This is a genomic window from Aquincola tertiaricarbonis (assembly GCF_023573145.1).
Lineage (GTDB): Bacteria > Pseudomonadota > Gammaproteobacteria > Burkholderiales > Burkholderiaceae_C > Aquincola > Aquincola tertiaricarbonis_B.
Genome location: NZ_CP097636.1, coordinates 2,988,511 through 3,010,571 on the forward strand (window position 1 = coordinate 2,988,511; position 22,061 = coordinate 3,010,571).

21 protein-coding genes and 1 pseudogene are annotated in these 22,061 nt (G+C 63.2%); 16 read left to right on the forward strand and 6 right to left on the reverse strand.

The genetic code is table 11. The features are described 5' to 3' along the window. Positions 1 to 364: 364 nt before the first annotated feature. The 3 genes from MW290_RS28125 to MW290_RS28135 all read right to left on the reverse strand — a co-directional run bounded on the left by MW290_RS28125 (position 365) and on the right by MW290_RS28135 (position 4,711). Positions 365 to 1,537 carry an ArdC family protein gene (locus MW290_RS28125; protein ID WP_310740183.1) on the reverse strand — a complete coding sequence of 391 codons (1,173 nt, stop codon included), beginning with the start codon at positions 1,535 to 1,537 and terminating at the stop codon, positions 365 to 367. Continuing rightward, positions 1,473 to 3,053 (reverse strand): type IV secretion system DNA-binding domain-containing protein, encoded by a 1,581-nt coding sequence (locus MW290_RS28130; protein WP_250197662.1) that lies wholly within the window; start codon positions 3,051 to 3,053, stop codon positions 1,473 to 1,475. The genes MW290_RS28125 and MW290_RS28130 overlap by 65 nt, the downstream gene beginning before the upstream one ends. Positions 3,054 to 4,411: 1,358 nt before the next feature. Next, the gene (locus tag MW290_RS28135) at positions 4,412 to 4,711 is read right to left on the reverse strand and encodes a helix-turn-helix transcriptional regulator (RefSeq protein ID WP_250197663.1); all 300 of its coding nucleotides are present in this window, start codon (positions 4,709 to 4,711) and stop codon (positions 4,412 to 4,414) included. A gap of 250 nt (positions 4,712 to 4,961) precedes the next feature. Between MW290_RS28135 and MW290_RS28140 the strand changes: the two genes are divergently transcribed. From MW290_RS28140 to MW290_RS28155, 4 genes are all read left to right on the forward strand, one after another. Next, on the forward strand, positions 4,962 to 5,141 hold the full coding sequence (locus tag MW290_RS28140; RefSeq protein WP_250197664.1) for a hypothetical protein: 180 nt from the start codon (positions 4,962 to 4,964) through the stop codon (positions 5,139 to 5,141). Positions 5,142 to 5,198: 57 nt separating this feature from the next. After that, positions 5,199 to 6,239: a site-specific integrase gene (locus MW290_RS28145; RefSeq protein WP_250197665.1), complete on the forward strand. Its 1,041-nt coding sequence runs from the start codon at positions 5,199 to 5,201 to the stop codon at positions 6,237 to 6,239. A 91-nt stretch (positions 6,240 to 6,330) separates the two neighbouring features. Next, a complete protein-coding gene (mobF, locus tag MW290_RS28150; protein WP_250197666.1) occupies positions 6,331 to 9,222 on the forward strand; it encodes a MobF family relaxase in 2,892 nt (963 codons plus the stop codon). Between the two features lie 123 nt (positions 9,223 to 9,345). Next, positions 9,346 to 9,969, forward strand: a complete 624-nt coding sequence (locus MW290_RS28155; RefSeq protein ID WP_250197667.1) for a hypothetical protein — start codon at positions 9,346 to 9,348, stop codon at positions 9,967 to 9,969. 194 nt (positions 9,970 to 10,163) lie between these two features. Here MW290_RS28155 and MW290_RS28160 read toward each other — a convergent pair whose 3' ends face one another. Both MW290_RS28160 and MW290_RS28165 read right to left on the reverse strand, forming a co-directional pair. Continuing rightward, complete coding sequence (locus MW290_RS28160) at positions 10,164 to 10,637, reverse strand: hypothetical protein (protein WP_250197668.1); 474 nt, start codon at positions 10,635 to 10,637, stop codon at positions 10,164 to 10,166. A 270-nt stretch (positions 10,638 to 10,907) separates the two neighbouring features. Beyond that, a complete protein-coding gene (locus tag MW290_RS28165) occupies positions 10,908 to 11,423 on the reverse strand; it encodes a hypothetical protein (protein WP_250197669.1) in 516 nt (171 codons plus the stop codon). Between the two features lie 1,301 nt (positions 11,424 to 12,724). On the opposite strand from MW290_RS28165, the gene MW290_RS28170 reads away from it, so the two are divergent. The 6 genes and pseudogenes from MW290_RS28170 (at position 12,725) to miaB (ending at position 16,520) form a co-directional block, all read left to right on the forward strand. Beyond that, a complete protein-coding gene (locus tag MW290_RS28170) occupies positions 12,725 to 13,498 on the forward strand; it encodes a hypothetical protein (RefSeq protein WP_250197670.1) in 774 nt (257 codons plus the stop codon). Positions 13,499 to 13,506: 8 nt separating this feature from the next. Beyond that, a complete protein-coding gene (locus tag MW290_RS28175) occupies positions 13,507 to 13,968 on the forward strand; it encodes a type II toxin-antitoxin system VapC family toxin (protein WP_250197671.1) in 462 nt (153 codons plus the stop codon). A 171-nt stretch (positions 13,969 to 14,139) separates the two neighbouring features. Then, positions 14,140 to 14,256 (forward strand): annotated as a pseudogene (locus MW290_RS33330) (ribbon-helix-helix domain-containing protein); the annotation flags it as partial. 118 nt (positions 14,257 to 14,374) lie between these two features. Then, positions 14,375 to 14,701, forward strand: coding sequence for a hypothetical protein (locus tag MW290_RS28180; protein ID WP_250197672.1), 327 nt, complete (start codon positions 14,375 to 14,377; stop codon positions 14,699 to 14,701). Between the two features lie 89 nt (positions 14,702 to 14,790). Continuing rightward, positions 14,791 to 15,174 carry a hypothetical protein gene (locus MW290_RS28185; RefSeq protein ID WP_250197673.1) on the forward strand — a complete coding sequence of 128 codons (384 nt, stop codon included), beginning with the start codon at positions 14,791 to 14,793 and terminating at the stop codon, positions 15,172 to 15,174. Continuing rightward, entirely contained in the window at positions 15,171 to 16,520 is a 1,350-nt protein-coding gene (miaB, locus tag MW290_RS28190; protein ID WP_250197674.1) for a tRNA (N6-isopentenyl adenosine(37)-C2)-methylthiotransferase MiaB, read from the forward strand. The genes MW290_RS28185 and miaB overlap by 4 nt, the downstream gene beginning before the upstream one ends. A 91-nt stretch (positions 16,521 to 16,611) precedes the next feature. Here miaB and MW290_RS28195 read toward each other — a convergent pair whose 3' ends face one another. Next, positions 16,612 to 16,893: a hypothetical protein gene (locus MW290_RS28195; protein WP_250197675.1), complete on the reverse strand. Its 282-nt coding sequence runs from the start codon at positions 16,891 to 16,893 to the stop codon at positions 16,612 to 16,614. A 78-nt stretch (positions 16,894 to 16,971) separates the two neighbouring features. On the opposite strand from MW290_RS28195, the gene hemA reads away from it, so the two are divergent. From hemA to MW290_RS28225, 6 genes are all read left to right on the forward strand, one after another. Continuing rightward, complete coding sequence (gene hemA / locus MW290_RS28200; RefSeq protein WP_250197676.1) at positions 16,972 to 18,273, forward strand: glutamyl-tRNA reductase; 1,302 nt, start codon at positions 16,972 to 16,974, stop codon at positions 18,271 to 18,273. Between the two features lie 139 nt (positions 18,274 to 18,412). Beyond that, positions 18,413 to 19,507, forward strand: coding sequence for a peptide chain release factor 1 (gene prfA / locus MW290_RS28205; RefSeq protein WP_250197677.1), 1,095 nt, complete (start codon positions 18,413 to 18,415; stop codon positions 19,505 to 19,507). Further along, positions 19,500 to 20,369: a peptide chain release factor N(5)-glutamine methyltransferase gene (gene prmC / locus MW290_RS28210; RefSeq protein WP_250197678.1), complete on the forward strand. Its 870-nt coding sequence runs from the start codon at positions 19,500 to 19,502 to the stop codon at positions 20,367 to 20,369. Before prfA ends, prmC begins: the two co-directional genes overlap by 8 nt. 94 nt (positions 20,370 to 20,463) lie before the next feature. Continuing rightward, positions 20,464 to 21,048, forward strand: coding sequence for a hypothetical protein (locus MW290_RS28215; protein ID WP_250197679.1), 585 nt, complete (start codon positions 20,464 to 20,466; stop codon positions 21,046 to 21,048). A 99-nt stretch (positions 21,049 to 21,147) separates the two neighbouring features. Continuing rightward, positions 21,148 to 21,465: a Grx4 family monothiol glutaredoxin gene (grxD, locus tag MW290_RS28220; RefSeq protein WP_250197680.1), complete on the forward strand. Its 318-nt coding sequence runs from the start codon at positions 21,148 to 21,150 to the stop codon at positions 21,463 to 21,465. Further along, on the forward strand, positions 21,465 to 22,052 hold the full coding sequence (locus tag MW290_RS28225) for a UbiX family flavin prenyltransferase (RefSeq protein ID WP_250197681.1): 588 nt from the start codon (positions 21,465 to 21,467) through the stop codon (positions 22,050 to 22,052). Before grxD ends, MW290_RS28225 begins: the two co-directional genes overlap by 1 nt. The last annotated feature ends 9 nt before the right edge of the window (positions 22,053 to 22,061 follow it).

The following is a 22,061-nucleotide window of genomic DNA, read 5'->3' on the forward strand; positions in this document are numbered from 1 at the left end:
GCCGCGCTTCCCCATGGTGCTTTGGAGTCTTCACCATGAAGATATTCCGTACCTGCTGCGCAGCGGCCGTCTTGGCGTGCGGCTCGGCTTTCGCTGTTGATTGCTCGAAGTGCGAAGAGCACTGCAAAAACGAGAAGCTGCTGAATCAGGCTGGCTGTATCCGAGCTTGCCTGAACAGCTGCACCACTGGCTAGTGATTGGACACGGGCGGAAGCGCGAGGCTTCCCTTGCAGGCCCCGCGAAGCGGGGCCTTTTTGCATCGCTGCACTTCCGAATGAGCTAGCAACTGCCAAGGGCCGATTCATGACTGCGGCTGTTGCGATTGCCGATGGCCCCCTCGGTGTCCGCCAACGCGCCCCAGGCCTCAGCGAGAGCGAGAAAGCGCCGCGTCATATTCCGCCACCCAGCCTGCTTCGCGCCGCTCTGCTCGCAATCCGTGCTCGAGCTTCAACAGGTACTCCGCCATCACCTCGGCGTCTTTGGCCGCCGAGAAGATCGCCATTGGCTCGTTAGCGATCACCTTGACCCAATCGCGCAGATAAGCCGCGTGGGCTTCGATGTTCCGCTGGCTCATCGGAACGCCGGTTTCAGCGGCGAGGATCGCCGAGCAGATCTCCGCCCGAAGCTCTTCCATGGCATACGCAGCGTCGCCCCACCGCTTGCCCAGGGCAGCGGTCCGGTTCAAGCGACGCTCATGCAGTGTCGAGTGCGCAGCCTCGTGCAACTGGGTTGCGTGCCAGTCATGCGCGGTTTGAAAAGCTGACCTGGCCGGCAAGATCATTTCGTCGCGAGAAGGGATGTAGCACGCTGCTGAGCCTCCCTCGCGCACGCTCAAGCCGGTCTTCTCGGTGAGGGCTTGGACCACAGCCTCAGCCCGCATGATCGGATCAAAGGCCGGGAACTCAGGCTGCGGATCCAGTGGCGGCATGCCGTCGATCTGATCCCGATTGAAGACGAAGTAGCGCCGCAGCGCGCGGGGCGTCAGGCCCTGCTCCTTTTGCGACTTCGCTTCCTCGCGCTCGTGCTCGCTTCTGGCCTCACCGCCGCCGATCTCAACGACCTTGACGATCATTGAGCCCCTCTCTCCTGCGCGCACCTGCCACCCGCGTTCAGCAGCCTGGCGGTAGGTCATGAATTCTCCAGACGATCGTCCAGCCGCGGCGATGGCCAGGAGCACTCGATTGACGCCCCGGTAGGCATTTCCGGTCGTTGGGTTGATGGGCTTCATGCAGCGCTGCGACCAGGGCCGTTGCCATGGCGCGCTGCCAACCTCCATCGCGGCGATCACCGCCCGCGCCACCTCGCTCTTGACATCCGCCCTTCCCTCAGTTCCAGCGTTCCCCCGCTCCCTCTTCTCCATCGCTGTCTCCCGTTTGTTCTTCTTCGCCTTTCCTTTCCGCGCTCGCCCGTTCAACACGGCAGCCAAGGTCTCCGGAGCCACCGAGACTCGCCTCCAAAACGCTGATCGCGCGTTAGATCGAATCTTTCCGGCCGTTGTCTGCTGGGTCGGATGGCTCATCGCTGAGGCCCTCGTCATCGAACGTTTCAAGCCCAGCAAACGGGTCGCTTGCGTCAGCGCCGGCAAGCTCACGCGGCTCTTGCCAGTCGAACCCGCCTTCCTCTGAGGACGGAGAGCCGCCCGCATGCGCTGAGGCAGCATTCGCTCCACCCTTCACCGCAACGCTTGACCACTGCGATGGCCCGAGCGCCGCGCTGCTGCCGGCCCCGCCCTGCGCCCCGAACGCGGGAGTCGATGGCGCCACTGGAGCAACGCTTGCGGTGGTCCAGGCGGCGGCCACAAAGGGTCTGCGCAGAGGCTTGCGCATGACGATCGGCCAGGTCAGCTCGTAGACATCCCCGCCTGTCGCGAGCGCCATCACCACGCCCGTACCCGCGCTGTTCTTGCCCAGCCTGGTTCCCAGTTCCGACGGCTTGTACAAGGCAAGGTCTTCGCGCGCGTAGCTGACCGTCGAACCGGGGCCAGGAGCTGAGATCGAGACATTCCTTCGTTCTACCTCCCGGGAGCCCAGCGCTCTTGCGAGCGTCTCGGCGCTGTGCCCCGGCCCCATTTGGCCGACGATCAATGTTCCGCACATCGAGATCAGCGACTGCACAACTTCTTTCCCATGGATGCTTTCAAGCTGCGCGAAGTCTTGCGTCGCGATCACCGCGCGAATTCCTTTCGACCGGCCAACGGAGCAGATTTCCTGGAACGGAGCCCTGCCCAGTTGGGCAGCCTCATCGGCGATCAGCCACAGCTTGCGATCGAATGAATCGGAGAGCTGAGGGCTGCTTGCCAACCCAGCCAATGCCCCAAGGATCCCTTGGGCAAGGAACTTCGTCAGCAGCGGGTAGGACGCGTGAGCCTGCACGATGATCTGGCGCGATGCAGGCGCGGCGAGCGCCCACTCAACGATGCTGACGCGTTTGCTGTCCGGGAGGTCGCCCCATGCTCTCGCTAGGTCAGTGATCGGCGCGCAATGCGCCGAAAGGCTGGAAAGGATGCCTTGCGCCGTGACCCCAGGCTTTTCAATAAGCCTCGCGGCGGTTGGGTTGAAACGATCCATGACCGCCTTGAGTTCATGAATTGGCCGCACCAGCTCGGCCGCAAGATCAGCCCACCCCCACAGCTGCCCCTGTCTCTGGCGCAGGAAGAGGATGCTGCCAACCAAAATTTCGCGGGATGCGTTGGACCAAAACGGGTCAGTTCCTTGTGGCACCAGTGCCTCGGCGAACCTCCTTATGTCTCCGATCGCGCGCAGATCCCTGGCTATGTCCCAAGCTTTCGACCGCGCATCCCAAGGGGCGATCAGCGCTGCGCCGGGCAGCGCGCTGGTGAAATCGCCCTTGGCATCGAACGCGATCAAGCTCTCGCCGCGACCGGCAACGCGCTCTGCGATGGGCAGCAGCGCGGTGGTCTTGCCGGAGCCAACGCCGCCGACGACAAGGACATGCCTTGTCCACAGATCGGCCGGGTATTGCACCAGCGGGGTGATGTAGTGATCCGGCCTCGCAGCGACAGCTTGCCTGAGCGCCTTGTTCAGCGACTTCACTGCGGTTCTTCCGCTAAGCCGGGAAGGCCCACGGACATGGAGCAGTCCATCCTTCGCCCTTAGGTATACCGGCGCCAATAGGAAGCTTGGTATTAGCGCGAGGGCTCCTGAAACGGCAACCCGCCACGCAATCGGAGCGAGGTGTCCGTTGGCGCTCAGCGCTGCCACATGCGACCCATACTCTGAAGCGCGGGCAGCCTGGAAAACCGGCGCCAGTTGATGCGCGGCACAGCTGAGCCAATATCCTGCGTGAGTCGTTAACGAGCCCGCCGGCACAGGAAGCCCAGGAAGTTCGCGCCACAAAACTGCCAGCGAACCCGCAAAGACCACTGCGCCGCTCGCGACGCTTGCCGCTGCCCACGCCAAAGGACTTCTTCTCAACGCTGATGGTGGCGCCAGCTTATTCAATTCACTCATCAATTACCCCAAGCCGTATTCCCTCCTAAAGGCTTGGAAACTGGGGTAATCGACCAAATTAATTTTCGTGCCAAAACGGAAGCAATTATTCACGTTTACTCGTGGCGGGCAAAAGTCATTTCTGACCAGCCTATGTATTGCCAGCTATTTGGCGGACACATAAGGTGAGAAATGACTTTAATAGCCACATCAAATCAACTTATTAATGCATATTTAGCTCTAAGCGTGCCGCAACGGCGCGCATTAATCGGCGCCACGACCCATTTAACCTCGAACACGCGCTTCGCCGATTCGGAAGATCTGCTTCATGAGGCGCTGATGCGATGCCTCGATGGAACAAGAGCTTGGCCCATACATGTGCCGCTCACGGTCTTCCTAGCAAATGCTATGAAAAGCATTGCATATGCAGATCGACAGCGAAGCGAAACTCGGCTCACCTTGTTTGATCACGAGCTTGGCGACTCCTCCGGTTATGCAGCCGCCTCGGAATTGCACCAATCTTTCGCATCCGCGGAGGACACCGCCATTGAGGAGGAGGAGTCTCTGAACGCGAAATTGCGAGCGCGTTCATTTCAATCGGTCTTGAGCGACGACCCCACTGCCCTAGCGCTAATGGTGGGATGGCTAGCCGGGGGAACTCCAGAACAGATTATTCGCGCGGAAGGAATCAGCAAGAAGGAATATATCGCAGCTCGAAGGCGCATCGCCCGAAAGGTGGCCGCTTGGGATCTTCATCGCCGGCGACAAAGCGGCCCCCCAAAGCCATAGCCGACATTTCACCAAGGCCTTGAGCAAATTGCAGTTTTCAACCTGAGCGCTTGGCACTAATGCTGCGAGATAAGGCATTAATTGAAGTCCCAACTGAGACCGAGTAGGCGCGCGCGCGCCTCTTGGGTGGAAACTTGGTTCCCGCTGCTTGCGGTAGTGCGGAACGACAGACACTAGAAATCGTTCGGCGCCGCCTTTCTGCTCGCTAAACGCTGCGTGACATCTAAAGCGCGCGCGTTCCGCTGTCGTATATGCCAGAGCGCAAGTTCATCCAGCGCAAATAGCGTCAATCGCCCAATCTTTTGGTGGCGGATTGGAAACCGCCCCTCTCGCACCAATTGATGCAGGGTGGAGATCGGAATGCTTAGTATCTCAGCCACCTGTGACGCCCGCACAAGCTCTGATTTCACATCGTATTCGTTCCTAAAAATCCCTCTCGCCTCATGCAGCTCTTTCATTTCCCGTGCAGTCATCTCCACATCGCCTCCACAAATAGTCATGTAGATAAGGCTTGCCCACGGAACAGATTGACCAATCGTGGTTGGGGATCGACTCACGCTTCACAGCGCTGTAGAGGTTGCCGGGCTCGCTCAGCGCTAGGCGCAAATATGATTCGCATCCACTACAGAGCACCGTTCGTCGGATTTTATGAAGTTGCCACAAGTTGCAGCTTACTCGCCCTGATCAGAACAGTAAGCCGTCAAAGCGACGTTCAATAATCTTATGAGAGGCACTATTGATCTTTATGACAAGACAAAAGCTGCCTTATGTCGTGAGCCGATTCCGGATACCGGAAATGCGGCGCTTTATGCATTTCCGACGGTCTCTCTCGGAGTATTGCCACTTAAAACCATAAGTGATTTCTTCGAGTTGCGCGGGCAAGCGCAACTTGCGAATTTTTGACCAGCGGCGGTCAAATTCTCCTTGTCGCTAGCCTGTAGCAATAATCAAGGAGGATTTATGGCTTCAGTGAGCGAGAGAAAAAACAAGGACGGGTCATCATCATGGCTGGTTCAAATTCGTGTGCCAGGAGCGCAGCGCATTAACAGGTGCTTCCCCAACAAGCATGATGCGCTGCATTTTGCGCACGCTGAGGATGAGAAGGCTCGAAGCGCCGTGAGGCGAAAAAAAGTGCCGTCCCTGAAGGAATTCAACCAAGAGCCGGTCGCGCAGACGTTGCTCCTTTACGCAACAAGGCCGCAGGCGGAAAAACACAAGGTCGCGATTTTCGCCAAAATTGCGAAGCTCGTTGGCAAGGCGCGGCAGGAAGAGGTGGATGACGACTTCTGCGAGTCGTTCATTCTTAAACTGCTTGAAACCAAGACCAGGAGGGGCTCAAATTACGCTCCAAGCAGCGCAGTCAAATACCTTGAATTAATCTCTGCCGCATGCAAATGGCGAGCGAAACATCATCGCGTGAGCTTTAAACCTTTGCATGTTCCGACAGATTGCTTGCCTGACGACTGGAACGACGGGCGTGACCGGCGCCTGTTGCGGCGAGAAGAGAAGGCGCTGAGCGCGGCGCTTTTGTCGCTCGACGCTCGCAAGGCGCGCCAATGGAGGTGCTTGATCCGATTGGCCATCGAGACGGGGGCCCGGCAATCCGAGCTGGTGCGCGCCAATTGGGATGAATTCGACTTGGAGCAGCGCGTTTGGAATATCCCGAAGGGAAAAACAAAGGCCAAAAAGGCGCGCTGGGTGGCGCTAAGCAGGCGCGCGATCCGAGTCCTTCGATTGCTGAAAGCTGAAGGCGCATCGGACCTTTTCGATTTGGGGCAGCCCTCGACGGTGTCTTGCGCCTTCGCCAGGCTGACCAAAGTCGCCGGCATCAATGACCTCCATTTTCACGATTTACGGCATGAGGCTATCACGAGGATGTTCCTTAAGAAGAAGGGCTTGCATGCTTACGAAATCATGAGAATGGTCGGCCATAGCTCGTTGAAGATGCTTCACCGGTATGCCAATTTGCGGCCCGAGGATTTGGTGGATCGGATGGGCTAGCGAGGCGCGTGGAGTGTGCGCTTTGCGGGAGGCGCGCCCATCCCTTCTTAAGCATGGGAATCACTCCGCGCGTGTATGTCTAGGAGGGCCAATGCTGTCGATCACAAAAATTGGAAGCGCTGGCCGAGTGCAGCGTGGATACCTCGCTTATCTCGCCCCGCAGCGCATTGGCGCGCATGGGGATTTTGATGAGTACGCGCGCGGCGGATCCGTCGAGGGGCCTGCCCCATTTTGGGCGGGCCGGGGCGTTGCATCGTTGCAGCTCCACAGCTTTCCGACGCGCGAGGCAGTGGAGAGATTGGCCGCAGGCGTTGACCCGCGCTCCGGCGCGGCCATGGTCCACGGAGCCGGCGCTGATCACGTCATGGGACTCGACCTGACCTTTTCCGCGCCAAAAGATGTGTCGGCGCTCTTTGCAGCCGCTGACGAGGGAACGCAGGCTGCGATCGTCCAGGCATTGCAGGCATCTGTGCGCGTGGCGCTCTCCCACAGCGAATCTCTCGCGGTGGCGCGCCGCGGGCACGCGGGGCGCATCAAAGAGGCCGTCAAAGCGGTGGTGGCCGCCGTCTACACCCACTTCGCGAGCCGCGCGCTCGATCCCCAACTGCACGCTCACGCATTTGTCTTCAACCTGGGGCTCCGCGCGGATGGCGCGTGGGCGGCGCTAGATGGCAAGCCCCACTTTGAGGCGAAACTGGCAACGGGGGCCTTGTTTCGGGTTGAACTTGCATCCCGCATGAAGGCCCTGGGCTTCGGGATCGAGCCTGACGGACCCTACTTCAAGATTGCGGGCGTAGAAGACCAGCAGCGCCGCGCGCTGTCGACGCGCTCGCGCGAGATTCAGGGGCATCTCGCCCACGGCGAATCCGGCTCTGCCAGCCAAGCCGAGCGCGATGCGGCGGCGCTGGCCACCCGCTCCGCGAAAGCGGAGCCGCCCCTGCCTCAGCTGCTGGAGCTTTTCAAACAAAAAGCTGCCGACCTGGGGCTGACGCCGGCGCTTGTCGCGAGTTGGCGCGGCGGCGCGAAGCCCGATCCGCTTGACGAGCTGGTGATCGACCATGCGGACTTGCTAGCCGAGCTGACGCAGTCAAGCTCGGTTGCCACCCCGCACGAAGCCCTCGCGCTGATTTGCGAGAAGGCGATGGGGCGGTGGAGCGCCGCTCAATGCCTTCGCGAGCTGGATCTGTTCTTGGAAAGCCCGCTGGTGGCGCGGCTTGGCCACACCGAGCACCTGACGCCGGTCTTCACCTCGCGGGCCATGCTTGGCCTCGAGGCGGACATCGATCGGGCGGTGGCCAATGGGCGTGGCTCAACCGCTCATGCGCTACCTAAAGATCTGGTGGAAGAGGCGCTTGCCACGCTTGAAGCGGAGTTGACTTCCAGCGTTGGCGCGGCGGTCCGCCTCGATGAGCAGCGCGCCGCGGCGCTGGCCGTTTGCTGCCAACCAGGCAATCACGCGTTCATCGAGGGCTGGGCTGGCGCCGGAAAGACCACCACGCTTCGCGCAGTGGCGGCAGCCCACAAGAGCGGTGGCATGCGCGTGATCGGCTGTTGCCTGTCCGCCGCCGCAGCGCAGAACCTTTCCAGGGAGGCCGGCATTCGATCCCGCACGCTGGCCAGCCTGCTTCTTGCGCTTAAAGATGGGCGGCTGGCGCTGGATGCCCGGTGCGCTCTGGTGCTGGACGAAGCGGGAATGGTTGGCTCGCGGGAGTTCGCGCTGCTGCAGCAAGAAGTTGTGAAGGCGGGAGCGAAGCTCATCTGCGTCGGGGACCCTAAGCAGCTGCAGCCCATCGGCGCGGGCGGGATCTTCAAGTCGCTCATGGAGCGCCACGGAAGGGCTGAGATAGCAACGATTCAGCGCCAGCGCACGGATCACGCGCCGCTGTTCGAATGGATCTCCAGCGGCAAGGCTGCGAAGGTCCTCGGGATTGATCCGCGCCAGCTTAGCGCCATCAACAGATTGCCGGAGGACGCGCGCCTTCGCGCGCTGCGCGACCTGGGCGCCGGCAACTCACGGCTGGCAAAAGCGCTGGATCGCTGGAGCGCTCGCTTCGATCATGCGTGGATGCGGCAGGCGGTGGCCGACATCGCGACTGGGGACACGGAACGCGCCCTTCGCGCCATGGACGCTCGCGGCAGATTGAGGCTCGTGGCCTCGCAGGGCGTGGCCATCCAGGATCTCATAGCCGACTGGAGCGCGGACAAGGCGCCCATTCAGGAGAAAGCTATCATCGCGGCCACCCGGGCCGAAGCCCGGAGCCTCAACGATGTCGCCCGCGACGCGCTGATCGCTCGGGGCGTGGTCCAGGACGAGCGGGGAACGCTGTGCGCGATCCTGCGCGACGGGGAAGAGCCTTTGCTCCGTCGCTTCGCTCCGGGCGATCGCATCGCGTTCACTCAGAACGACCCCGGCCTCGGCGTCGTCAACGGCGCGCTGGGGTCGATCACGGCGCTCGAGGTCGACCGCCAAGGCGCTCCGGTCCTGAGGGTCGAGCTCGATGAAGTGAACGCGCGAGGCGAGCGCCTGGCGCGCATCCCCTGCGCCTTCGGCCGATTCGACCATGCGTATTGCCTCACGAACCACAAAAGCCAGGGTCGCACCTTCAGCTCTGCGTTCGCGTTGCTCAACCCTGTGATGATCGACCGCGAATGGGCGTATGTGGCGCTCAGCCGCTCCAGATTCGGGACAACGCTCTATGCCCCAGCCGGCGCAATGACGCGAACCGACGAGGATTCGCATCAAGCCCCAGTCCCGAAGCGAGAGCGAGAGGAACTCGTCCGCGCGCTGGCCGTGCGCATGAATAAGAGCAGAGCGAAAGGAACGACCTTGGATTGGAGCGCCGCAGGCGCCGCGCCTGCCTCGGCTGCCGAATCCCGCGTGGACTTGGTTCCGGAAAAGCTGAAGGCCAGGTTGTCGCTGCTTGCCCAGTGGGCCAAGCAGCGGGCTGCCGAACTCGCGCCCACGCGCGGTGGCAGGGGCTGACGCGCCATGCCGGCCAAGCCAAAGGTGCCTCTAGCGTCTTGGGACCACAAGTTCGCGACCCTATGCCTTTCAAAGCAGCGCCGAGCGCTGCTGAAAGATTTCGCTGACCGCGTTCGGCCTGGCATGAGCAAGGCCGAGGCCCTGTACCAATTGATCGACGACGCGCTGCCGGAGACCAAGGTCGCGGCGCCGAACGCCGAGGCGCAGGCAGCCAGAGCCCTCGCGGCGCGCAGCGCCCAAGCGCTTGAAAGCGTCGCGGCAGCGCTCGCCCCGCTGGAATCGCTGATGGGTGGCTCAGGCCTGCCCGAACGATGGGACGCGCGCAGTTCAGGCGAAGCGCGGGGCCCAGCTAACGAGCGGCCGGCACCCAGCGCTGCGCCTTTGAGGCCGGCCACCCTCACCGCCCGTGCATGGATTGACGCAGCGCTAGCCCGGCTTGGCGCAGGCGCCTCCCGGCTCGAACTGAACATGAAATGCGTGGCTGTCGAATTCAATGGAGGCGCGCCTCGTCTCGTTTTTGAAGTCTCTCGGATTGGCGTCGATGGCAAAGCCCATTACCGAGGCCATTCCAACTTGCCCCTGCTGGCCCTTTCGGCCCACCGCCGCATCGGCGAGCCGGAGATCGGCGTCGGGGCGCTAGCGGGCGGCGTTTCGTTGGACGCCTCAGCAGCCGGCAAGGAATGGATCTGCGCGCTGTTGAAATCTGCCGAGCCCCACTCCACGGCGCTTATGCGGTTTCACTGCTGATTCAACGCAATCCGCTTGCTTCTGGCAGTAGTACCGGATACTACCTCAGGCAACCCATGGGTAGTATCGAGATACTACCTGATGGTGCGTCGGGTGTATATGAGACGATGAGTCCATATGAGACGATGAGTCCACTGCAAACAAGAACCAACTGCGGTTCTGACGCACGAAACCTTAATTAGCCCCGGCATATATCACTTCGCAAGCCTCACCAGCTCCGGCACCAATTCAAGCAAAAACACCCGAACATCCTGATACTTGGAGCCGCAATCCATCCCCGCTTTGTAAATGACGTCGTCCTTCGGCTCATCCTTCTTAATCCGTTCGAGGTCTTTCCAGTTCAGCTCGCGGCAGAGATCTGCGGCGATCAATTCGCGCTGATGACTGTCGAGGAAGTCGCGGTTAGTTCGCTTCACGCCCTTACTATGCTCTAGAATATATCGAATGGCGTCAGGGGTCAATCTATTAACAGCAGTCCTTACAGCTTCAGGAGCTCGCTTCTCAATGAACTCTTTCCCTACCGTCAACTGAACGCCTCCGACACTCACTGAATCGATTCTCTCGACTAGTGGAGAGAGCCTGCTAGCGATTCCTTGCAATGGCTCCCAAAAGGACACGACCAGAAATATCACCAGGCCCGGCCAAGCCATGCTCTTAATGAAATCCATCACCAGATGGATCGAAGGCCGAGCAACTCGTTTAGGCGAGACCTCCTCAGTCTGCGTGAATTCCGGTCTTTCTTCCATTACCGGCCGAGCGCTCGAGCGCAAACGCGAGCTCATCGCACGCGGAACAGGCCCTCGCGCGGCCGCGCCAACGCGCCTGCGCTCGTGTTTTGTTGACGGCATGAAAGCTTTGCTTCAAACGACGTTTATGGGATTGATCGCGCTGCCACAGACAACTCGATCATGTTTGTCTGTGCGAACTGCCCGCGCGGCTTACCTCGAGCGCTCAATAAGTTCAGGCACGAGCTCAAGCAAGAATACCCGCACATCTTCGTATTTCGATCCGCAATCCATTCCAGCCATATATTTGTGTTCGCGTTTTGAATCCTCTCTCTGCAGCTCGTCCAGAGCTTTCCAATTCAGCTCCGTGCAAAGACCCGTCGCAATCAAGTCAAGCTCTTCAGGATCAAATGTAGTTCGAGTTGTCCTATGAATTGCACGCTCGTGCTCCAAAATGTACTTAAGGGTTTCTGGCTTCAGAGAATTAACCGCTTTCCTGACAGCGTCGGATGCCCGCTTGTCAATGAACTCTTTACTCACATTGAACTTCACTCCGCCTACAGAAACAGACTCGATGCGCTCGACTAGGGGAGATACACGGTTGGCAATCCTTTGCAATGGCGTCCAAAAGGACAGAACCAGGAAGAAAATAACAGAGGGCCACGCAACAGCGCGAACAAGATGGATCGCTGTCTGAACGGTGGAGCCTTCACTTTCTCCGTCAGCCATCGTAACTACCTACGGCAGGGCTCAATCATGTTTGCGAGGCAGGTATTGCCGGGCATGCGTCAAGCAACCATACAACGAGCAACCGGTGTAGTGCGGCATGATGGAATTCATTCGCCCATGTTCCAATCTTGACATCAAGCCGCTTTTGAATGAAAACATGCGAAGCAGGAGATGAAATGGAAAAGAGAAATCACTGGGCACCGGAAGTAGCTGCATCAAACTTGAACACTGAGCAAGAGAATCTAAGTGGAGACAACACCAACGACAAATTTTTTAAATTTGCGCGGGTTGCGTACTGTTCTCTCGTTATTGTCGTCGGCGGCCTCTGCACATGGAGAGTGCTCTTGCGCCTTTTCTCGTAGCTTTGAAACATCACCGTCTTGCAGGCTTACCACAGCTTGACGAGAATTTGTGCGAGAAAGCTAAAAGCGATCAATAGCAATCCAATTGTGCAGTGGCGGGAAGCAGCTGCAAATGTGCTAATAATGTGGCCCTCCAAATCTTGGATAGGTCTCTTTGGAGGCTTGTAAATTACGCCGGCGCCGATCCAAAGTGTGCCCACAACATTGACTATCAAGCTCGCAAAGTCGAAGGAAGAAGTTTCTGGCACTTTCGTGAAGTGCGAGGAAAAAATGGCCAGAGATCCCGCGACTATCACCACATACCAGACGATACCCACAGCAAGCCAATGAAAAAAATTGGAATCCTCGTCCTTGCTGAGAAGCCATCGCCACGTTTTCGCGATTAACATTTAGGTCAGCTGTTTAGATTCAATCTGGCGTGCGCAATTAGGCGAATTGCTGGCGCCAAGCGAGCACAATCGCCAGCGCAGTTAATAGGAAGTCTGCATCCGCTGGTTGCAATCCGGTGCCTAGTCAAGACCGCATGAGGGGAAGCCCACTAGTGCATGCCCAAGCGTGGGACACCACCGGGCAAAAATCAACCCCCTTCCCCAGGAAAGCAACTTCTCACCTGACGCCCGCGCTGGCTCCGAAGTGGCTGATCGTGTGGCACACTGGGTGGCCCAACCACCAACCCGCTCGCGGCGAGGCTCTGGGGACGAAAAGACGTTTGCTGGCGCGGACTTGGCGCGGCCTTGGCGCCGCATCCCTGAAGCGCCACCAAACTTTTACCTTGTGCATCAAGCACTTAGGTACCAAGAGGCCCGCCTAGTGCGGGCTTCTTTTTTGGCTGCTGTCAACGCAGTATCAACAGCCGTCGCAGACGCACTACGTGGGTTGCTGCCTTGGTGAAGATGCCGACCTAGGCTGTGCCCCCCTCACCCATAGAATGAGCCCATCATGGACGGGCAGCGCATCACCCTCGCACTCGACGATACGTCAAGCGGCTTCGAGACGAGCCCTGACCGCGTCCGCCTGGGCGACCTCGTGCGCTTCGCCGAAGAGGTCAAGGAGTTCCTTCAAGGTGACGGCAGGGAAATCGACGCTCGCAATCTTGATGTTCAGATCAAGCACGGGTCGCTTGCTGTCGAGACCTACCCGCTGGACAACGCTCCGAAGCTTTTTGGTGACCTGAAGGCGCTAGAGGACAGCGAGCTGATGCGCTTGGTTGATCACAAGCGCAAAGCCGTCATCGAGCGTTGGCAGAAGGCGGCTCGAAGCACCCAAGGACTCGCCTACAGGATTTCGGCACCGTTCTTGAACCGTCCTCTGATCATCAGTTCGCGAACTGACTTCCGAACCGAGGAGGCCGACCACTGGGTGGTAGTTGAGCGCTACATCCGTGGGGAAATCCAAGAGGTTGGTGGAAGCAAGAAGCCCAATGCTCATGTCAAGTTGCCGAATGGCAAAAGGCTGACCATTGAGACAGACAAGGATCTGCTCCGCGCCGACAAGGTCAACCGACTGTACAAGTCTGCGATGCTGCGGGTGAAGGCCGAGTACAACGTAAAGACAAGAGAGCTTCGCAATGCGAAGCTGTTGGAGTTCGTTGAGTACGCCACGGACGTCGACGAAGCATCGATTGCCAAGATGACCCTGGAAGGACGAAGCGCCTGGAAGGACGTTCAGAGTGCGTCCGCCTGGGTCGATGAGCTGCGCGGGGGGCGACGTTGAATAGTGTGTTGCTTGACACGAGTTTTTTGATCACATTTGCCGATCCGACAAGACCTCATCACCAGACAGCTCAGCTCTACTTTCGGGAGTGCGTCGCTCGTCAGGTTCCGATGTTTCTATCGACCGTCGTGGCGTCAGAGTTCCACGTCAAGCAGCCCTACACGTCTTTGCCGCTGCGCAACCTGGTCGTCCTTCCATTCAACATCGACCACGCCGAACGATGCGGCAATCTCATTGCCCAACATCCGCGGGATCAGGGTGATGATCGAGTGCGTGTCAAGGATGATTTCAAGCTGATTGCGCAGTGCGATTTTGAAGAAATCAGCCACATCCTCACCGAGGATCGGAACACGTTGGTCAAGTACGTTGAACGAGTTCAAGCAGCCCCGTTCCCACCGCTCAAAGCCGTGCTGCTGAGGGACGGTTTCGACGTTGCTTGGTTCAACGGCGGTCAGATGGGCATTGACTAGACCCTCGCCCTGGGCGGTTTTAGGGCTCAGGCGGACTCCATAGGTGCAGGTGCCAGCGGGTTCCGTCTGGTCGCCGCCTGCAGTTGATCAGGTAGAAGGTGGGCATAGCGCATCGTCATGGCCAAGCTGGCATGACTGAGGATGCGGCCCATGCGCGCCAACAGCCCCACCATGAACGTTTCGTTGACCGATGCCTTGCGTGATGTGGTTGACGAGCGTCCTCGCTCGGGCCTGTACGGCAATGCCAGCGAGTACGTGCGGGAGCTGATTCGTCGCGATGAAGAAGCCGCCAGGCTGCTTCGGTCTCTTTACCAGGCCGGGATCGACAGCGGAGAGTCGGTGCCCATGTCGGAGGGTACTGGGAGGCTCTGCGCGCGGTGGCTCGTTCGCCCGCCGCCAAGCGGGGATGAAGCCCACACACCGCCGCCCATCTGCCATCAAAGACATGGTTCGCCAGGTGTCTTGCCGGCGCAGTGCCACTGGCGAGGTCTCAGCCGCAATACGGGTCAACGAGATGCAGGAGTGCCTGCGGGCCATCTCCGAAGCGCCTGACATTGGCTCTCGACGCATCGGCCAGTGGCTGGGCGTCCCTGAGCTGCGCTGGAAACGAGTGGGCAAGACCGAGCTGCGGTTCTTCTGGTACGTCGAAGAGGCGTCTCACATCGACGTCATCCGGCTGGTCAGTACCGACCAGCTTCCTCGCCAGGCCATGCGGCCCGACGATCTTCATTGAACACATGGGCCGGCGATCACCCTGCGATAATCCCAGGCTTCCCGCACGGCGCGCATCCCGCCCGCCGGCACAGCCCCTGGATCCACACCATGACTCGCTGTGTTGCCGTCGGCCTGCTGGCCGCGGCCCTGGCGCTGCCTGCCTTCGGCCAGGCGGTGCAGCGCAAGTTTCCTGGCAATGCCCTGCGTGGCGAGTTGCAGATCACGCAGCCGCCCGAGGTGCTGCTCAACGGCCAGCCCGCCACGCTGGCGCCGGGCGCGCGCATACGCGGCGACAACAACATGATCCAGCTCTCGGGCAGTCTGGCCGGGCCCAAGTACGTCGTGAACTACACCCGCGACGGCCTGGGCATGGTCAAGGACGTGTGGATCCTCACCTCCCAAGAACGGGCGATGAAGCCCTGGCCGGTGAACGAGCAGCAGCTCGCCACCTGGTTCTTCAACCCCGACGCGCAAACCTGGACCAAGCCATGACCGACAGCACCACCGCCACCAAGAAGAAGGTGTTCATCCGCACCTTCGGCTGCCAGATGAACGAGTACGACTCGGACAAGATGGCCGACGTGCTGCAGGCCGCCAAGGGCTACGAGCCCACGCAGGACGTGGAAGAGGCCGACCTGATCCTCTTCAACACCTGCTCCATCCGCGAGAAGGCGCAGGAAAAGGTGTTCAGCGACCTCGGCCGCGTCAAGCACCTCAAGAGCAAGGGCGTGCTGATCGGCGTCGGCGGCTGCGTGGCCAGCCAGGAAGGCGCCGCCATCATCGAACGCGCGCCCTACGTGGACATGGTGTTCGGCCCGCAGACGCTGCACCGGCTGCCGCAGATGATCGAGGCCCGCACCCGCGAGCGCCGGCCGCAGGTGGACATCAGCTTCCCCGAGATCGAGAAGTTCGACCACCTGCCGCCCGCCCGCACCGAGGGCGCCACCGCCTTCGTCTCCATCATGGAAGGCTGCTCCAAGTACTGCAGCTACTGCGTGGTGCCCTACACCCGCGGCGAAGAGGTGAGCCGCCCCTTCGACGATGTGCTCACCGAAGTGGCCGAGCTGGCGGCGCAAGGCGTCAAGGAAGTGACGCTGCTGGGCCAGAACGTCAATGCCTACCGCGGCCGCATGGGCGAGACGGCCGAGATCGCCGACTTCGCGATGCTGATCGAGTACGTGGCCGAGATGCCCGGCATCGAGCGCATCCGCTACACCACCAGCCACCCCAACGAGTTCACGCAGCGGCTGATCGACGTGTATGCGCGCGTGCCGCAGCTGGTGAACCACCTGCACCTGCCGGTGCAGCATGGCAGCGACCGCATCCTGGGCGCGATGAAGCGCGGCTACACGGTGCTGGAGTACAAGAGCACCATCCGCAAGCTGCGCGCGATCCGGCCCGACATCAGCCTGTCGACCGACTTCATCGTGGGCTTTCCGGGCGAGACGGACGAAGACCACGCCAAGACGATGAAGCTGGTGGAAGACATCGGCTACGACGCGTCGTTCAGCTTCATCTTCAGCGCCCGCCCGGGCACGCCGGCCGCGGCGCTGCACGACGACACGCCGCATGCGGTGAAGCTGCAGCGCCTGCAACAGCTGCAGGCCGCGCTGGAAGCCAACGTGCGCCGCATCAGCGACAGCCGCGTGGGCACGGTGCAGCGCATCCTGGTGGAAGGGCCTTCGCGCCGCGACGCCAGCGAGCTGATGGGCCGCACCGAGTGCAACCGCATCGTCAACTTCGCCGGCCCGGCGCGGCTGGCCGGGCAGCTGATCGACGTGCGCATCACCGAGGCCTACCCGCACTCGCTGCGGGCCGAGGTGGTCACCGCCGGCTGAACCCCTCTTCCGAGGCCAGCGCCGGGCCGCTCCCAAGCGGCCTCGGACCCTCTCGGAGGGTGGTGCCACGCAGTGGCGCCGGGTGCACCATCTACCGGGCGGGCCGCAGAAATCCCGCCCACCACAATGCCAACGCGCAGGCCAGCACCATGGTGCCGTACGTGACCATGCGGCCGTCCTGCCCCAACAGCAGCAAGCCGCCCAGCAGCACCACCGCGCCGGCAGCGAAGGCCCACAATGCCAGGCGCAGGTAGCTCACCCGGCCCAGTTCGCGCCGCCAGAGCAGCTTGGCGGCGCCCGCGGCGATCAGGCCCACGCCCAGGGCGGGCGCAAACAGGTTCATCACTTGCCAGAAGGCGTCGAGAAAGTCCATCGGCAGCGGTAGAAGGCGTGGGGGGCTTGACGCAGCGCAAGCGCGCCGCGCGAGCCAGAATTTTATAATCCGGGACCTATGAACGTGTTTGCCCTCGGCCTGAACCACAACACGGCACCGCTGGACCTGCGCGGCCGGTTTGCGTTCACGCCGGAGCAACTGCCGCCTGCGCTGCGCGGATTCCGTGAGCGCGTGCAGCGCAGCGGCGCCGAAGCCGCGCTGCTGTCCACCTGCAACCGCACCGAGCTGTACGTGGCCGCCGAGCCCACCGGCGTGCGCGAGCTGGTGCGCCCAGCCATCGACTGGCTGGCCGCGCAAGGCGGCGTCAGCGGCGCCGACCTGATGTCGCATACCTATGTGGAAGAGCACCGCGCCGCCGCGCGCCATGCCTTCCGCGTGGCCTCGGGGCTCGACTCCATGGTGCTGGGCGAGCCGCAGATCCTGGGCCAGATGAAGCAGGCCGTGCGCGAAGCCGATGCCGCCGGCACCCTGGGCACCACGCTGCACCAGCTGTTCCAGCGCTCGTTCTCGGTGGCCAAGGAAGTGCGCAGCTCCACCGAGATCGGCTCGCATTCCATCAGCATGGCGGCCGCCTCGGTGCGGCTGGCCGCCCAGCTGTTCGAAGACCTCAAAGACATCCGCGTGCTGTTCGTCGGTGCCGGCGAGATGATCGAACTGGTAGCCACGCACTTCGCGGCCCGCACGCCCAAGGCCATGGCCCTGGCCAACCGCACGCTGGAGCGTGGCGAGAAGCTGGCCTCGCGCTTCGGCGCACAGGCGCTGCGCCTGGCCGACCTGCCCCAGTGCCTGCACGAGTACGACGCGGTGATCTCCTGCACCGCCAGTTCGCTGCCCATCATCGGACTGGGCGCGGTGGAGCGGGCGCTGAAGCAGCGCAAGCACCGCCCGATGTTCATGGTCGACCTGGCCGTGCCGCGCGACATCGAACCCGAGGTGGCACGCCTGGACGACGTGTACCTCTACACCGTCGACGACCTCAGCACCATGGTGCAGACGGCCGGCGAGAAGCGCCAGGCCGCGGTGCAGCAGGCCGAGGTGATCATCGACGCCGGGGTGCAGAGCTTTGCCCACTGGCTGGACCAGCGCGCCAGCGTGCCGCTGATCCAGGCGCTGAACCGCCAGGCCGACGACTGGCGCGCCGCCGAGCTGGCCCGTGCCCGCAAGCTGCTGGCCCGCGGCGAAGACGTGGAAGCGGTGCTGGAAGCGCTGTCGCGCGGCCTCACGCAGAAGATGCTGCACGGCGCCCTGGCCGAGCTGCATGCGTCGGACACCGACCAGCGCGAACATACCGCGCAGACCATCTCGCGCCTTTTCCTGCGGCACAGCAGCCGCACCCCGGGCAGCTCCGGCGGCCGTTAGCGGCGCTCACCGCACCGCGCCGGCCTGGCGGCCCGCCTTAGGGGTGGCTGCCGCCCCCAGCCGGCGGGCAGGCCCGACCTGCCCTCACCCCCTTCGTTTCTCCGCCTGCCCGCAGGCCGCCGTACCCCCGCCAACGCCGATGAAAGACGCCCTGCGCCACTCGCTCGACCGCCTCGTGATGCGCCTGTCGGAGCTGGATGCCAACCTGGCCGACCCGCAGGTGGCCGCCGACATGAAGCGCTACCGCGCCCTCTCGCGCGAGCAGGCCGAAGTGGCCGGCGTGGTGGGCCGCTTCCAGCAGTACCAGCAGCGCGAGCGTGACCTGGCCGCCGCCCACGAGATGCTGGCCGACCCCGAGATGGCCGAGATGGCCCGCGAGGAGATCACCGGCGCCCAGGCCGACCTGGAGCGCCTGCTGACCGAGTTGCAGACCGCCCTGCTGCCGCGCGACCCCGACGACGCGCGCAATGCCTTCCTGGAAATCCGCGCCGGCACCGGCGGCGACGAATCGGCGCTGTTCGCCGGCGACCTGGCCCGCATGTACCTGCGTTGGTGCGAACGCCAGGGCCTGCGCACCGAGCTGATGAGCGAAAGCGAATCCGAGCTGGGCGGCTACAAGGAAGTGGTCATCCGCGTGGAGGGCGAGCGGGTGTACGAGCGGCTCAAATTCGAGTCGGGCGGCCACCGCGTGCAGCGGGTGCCGGTGACCGAAAGCCAGGGCCGCATCCACACCAGCGCCTGCACCGTGGCGGTGATGCCCGAGCCCGATGAGGCCGAAGAGGTGCAGCTCAACCCGGCCGACCTGCGCATCGACACCTTCCGCGCCAGCGGCGCCGGCGGCCAGCACATCAACAAGACCGACAGCGCGATCCGCATCACCCACCTGCCCACCGGCCTGGTGGCCGAATGCCAGGACGACCGCTCGCAGCACCGCAACAAGGCCAAGGCCATGGCGGTGCTGGCCGCGCGCCTGCGCGACAAGGAACAGGGCGAGCGCGCCGCCAAGGAGGCCGCCACCCGCAAGAGCCTGGTGGGCACCGGCGACCGCTCCGACCGCATCCGCACCTACAACTTCCCGCAGGGCCGCATCACCGACCACCGCATCAACCTCACGCTGTACAAGCTGGGCTCGGTGATGGACGGCGACCTGGACGACGTGATCGCCGCGCTGCAGGCCGCCCAGGCCGCCGAACAGCTGGCCGCGCTGGAGAGCGGCCAGGCCGGCCATGGCTGAGCCTGCCACGCCCCGCATCACGCCGCCCGCGGCCCGCACCGTCGCCCAGGCACTGGCCGACGCCCGCGCGCTGGGCCTGGACCGGCTGGACGCCCAGCTGCTGCTGGCCCACCGGCTGGGCCAGCCGCGCACCTGGCTGCTGACGCATGACACCGACCTGCTGCCCGCGGCGGTGGACGCCGCCTTCAGCGCCGACTGCCGGGCCCGGGCCGACGCGGTGCCGCTGGCCTACCTGACCGGCCAGCACGAGTTTCACGGCCTGATGCTGCAGGTGACGCCCGACGTGCTGGACCCGCGCCCGGACACCGAGACGCTGGTGACCTGGGCCCTGGACTGCCTGGCCGTGCGCCCGGCCATGCTGCCGGCGCCGCGCGTGATCGACCTGGGCACCGGGTCCGGCGCCATCGCGCTGGCGGTGCAACACGCCTGGCCGGCGGCCGAGGTGCATGCGCTGGACGCCAGCGCCGCCGCGCTGGAGGTGGCCCGGGCCAATGGCCGGCGCCTGGCCCTGCCGGTGCAATGGCACGCCGGCAACTGGTGGCAGGGCGCACCCGAGGGCCGCTTCGACCTGGTGCTCAGCAACCCGCCCTACATCGCCGGGGACGACCCCCACCTGCCCGCTTTGCGGCATGAGCCGCGCATGGCGCTGACACCCGAAGGCGACGGACTGGACGCCATCCGCACCATCGTGGCCGGCGCGCCGACCCGCCTGCAGCCGGGCGGCTGGCTGCTGCTGGAGCATGGGTACGACCAGGCCGCGCAGGTGGCCACGCTGCTGGCCGCCGCCGGCTTCCACGACATCGCGCACCGGCACGATCTGGCAGGCCATGCGCGCTGCACCGGCGGCCGACACCTGGGCTGAAACAACACACTGCTTTGCATCGCTTGATCCGCGTGCACAAGCGCGTGTGGCGGCAGTAGCATCAGCTCACTTCGGGCCGGCACGGGAGCATGCGATGCGTCGAAACATCCCTCTGCAACACAGCCTGGCGCTGCTGATGGCGACTGCCGCCACCGCAGCCGCCGCCGGTGAGGGCTTGCGCGTCACCGACACCGAACAGGCCTGGCCGCGCTGGCATGCCCGCGTCGGCGTCATCGGACCCACCACCCGGGCCGACCTGTCGCTGGCCAGCCTGCCGCGCGCGCAGGGCGCCCAGGTGCTGGGCGACTACTACTTCGCCGGCACCGGCTTCGACGCCAGCCGGCTGGCCGGCGGCTTCCGGGCCACCAGCGGCCTGCTGCTGGGCAGCCGCAGCGCCGCCCTCAGCGCCACGGCCATGCCGTCGGCGGGCGGCCTCTCCTTCACCCGCAGCACGCTGGACGCCAGCGGCGATGCCTCCGCCGGCACCGTGCCCTACTTGGGCGTGGGCTACACCGGCCTGTCGGTGCGCGGCGGCTGGGGCTTCACCGCCGACCTGGGCCTGATGGCGCTGGGGGGTGGTCTGCGCGTGAGCCGCGCGCTGTCGCCCAGCGTCGACGACGTGGCGCGCGAGCTGCGCCTGATGCCGGTGCTGCAGCTGGGCGTGTCCTACTCGTTCTGACCCCACGCATGGGCTTGCCCGCCGCCCCCGGCAGCAGGCGGCGCGATGCCGTATAACCGCGGGTTCGAAAGACCAACTGCCTTTTGCGGAATCCACACCATGAGCGACGTCCAACAACGCATCGACAGCCTCGTCAAAGGCCACCGCGTCGTGCTTTTCATGAAGGGCACGTCCCAGTTCCCGATGTGCGGCTTCTCCGGCCGCGCCATCCAGATCCTCAAGGCCTGCGGCGTCACCGACCTGACCACCGTCAACGTGCTGGAAGACGAGCAGGTGCGCCAGGGCATCAAGGAATACGCCAACTGGCCGACCATCCCGCAGCTCTACGTCAATGGCGAGTTCATCGGCGGCTCGGACATCATGATGGAGATGTACCAGAGCGGTGAACTGCAACAGGCCCTGACCGCCTCCGCCTGATGAGCACCCCGGCCACCTCCGGCCGCCCGCCGCGGCTGGTGGTCGGCATCACCGGCGCCAGCGGCGCCGTCTACGGCGTGCGGCTGCTGCAGCGCGCGCGCAGCCTGGGCATCGAGACGCATCTGGTGGTCACGCCGGCCGGCGTGCTCAACGTGCACCACGAGATGGGCCTGGACCGGCGCGCACTGGAAGACTTGGCCACCGCCGCCCATGCCCCTGGCGACGTGGGCGCCTGCATCGCCAGCGGCAGCTTCGACACCGCGGCGATGGCAGTGACGCCCTGCTCGATGAAGACGCTGGCCGCCATTGCCCACGGCTTTGGCGACAACCTGCTCACCCGCGCCGCCGACGTGACGCTGAAGGAACGCCGCCGCCTGCTGCTGATGGTGCGCGAGACGCCCTTCAACCTGGCCCATCTGCGCAACATGACGGCCGCCACCGAGATGGGCGCGATCGTGTTCCCGCCGCTGCCGGCCTTCTACCACCGGCCCACCACCATCGACGAACTGGTGGACGAGACGGTGGAGCGTTCTCTCGCGCTGCTGGGCCTGGACGCGGCAAAGCCGCGCGAATGGAACGGGCTGTAGCAGCCCGCG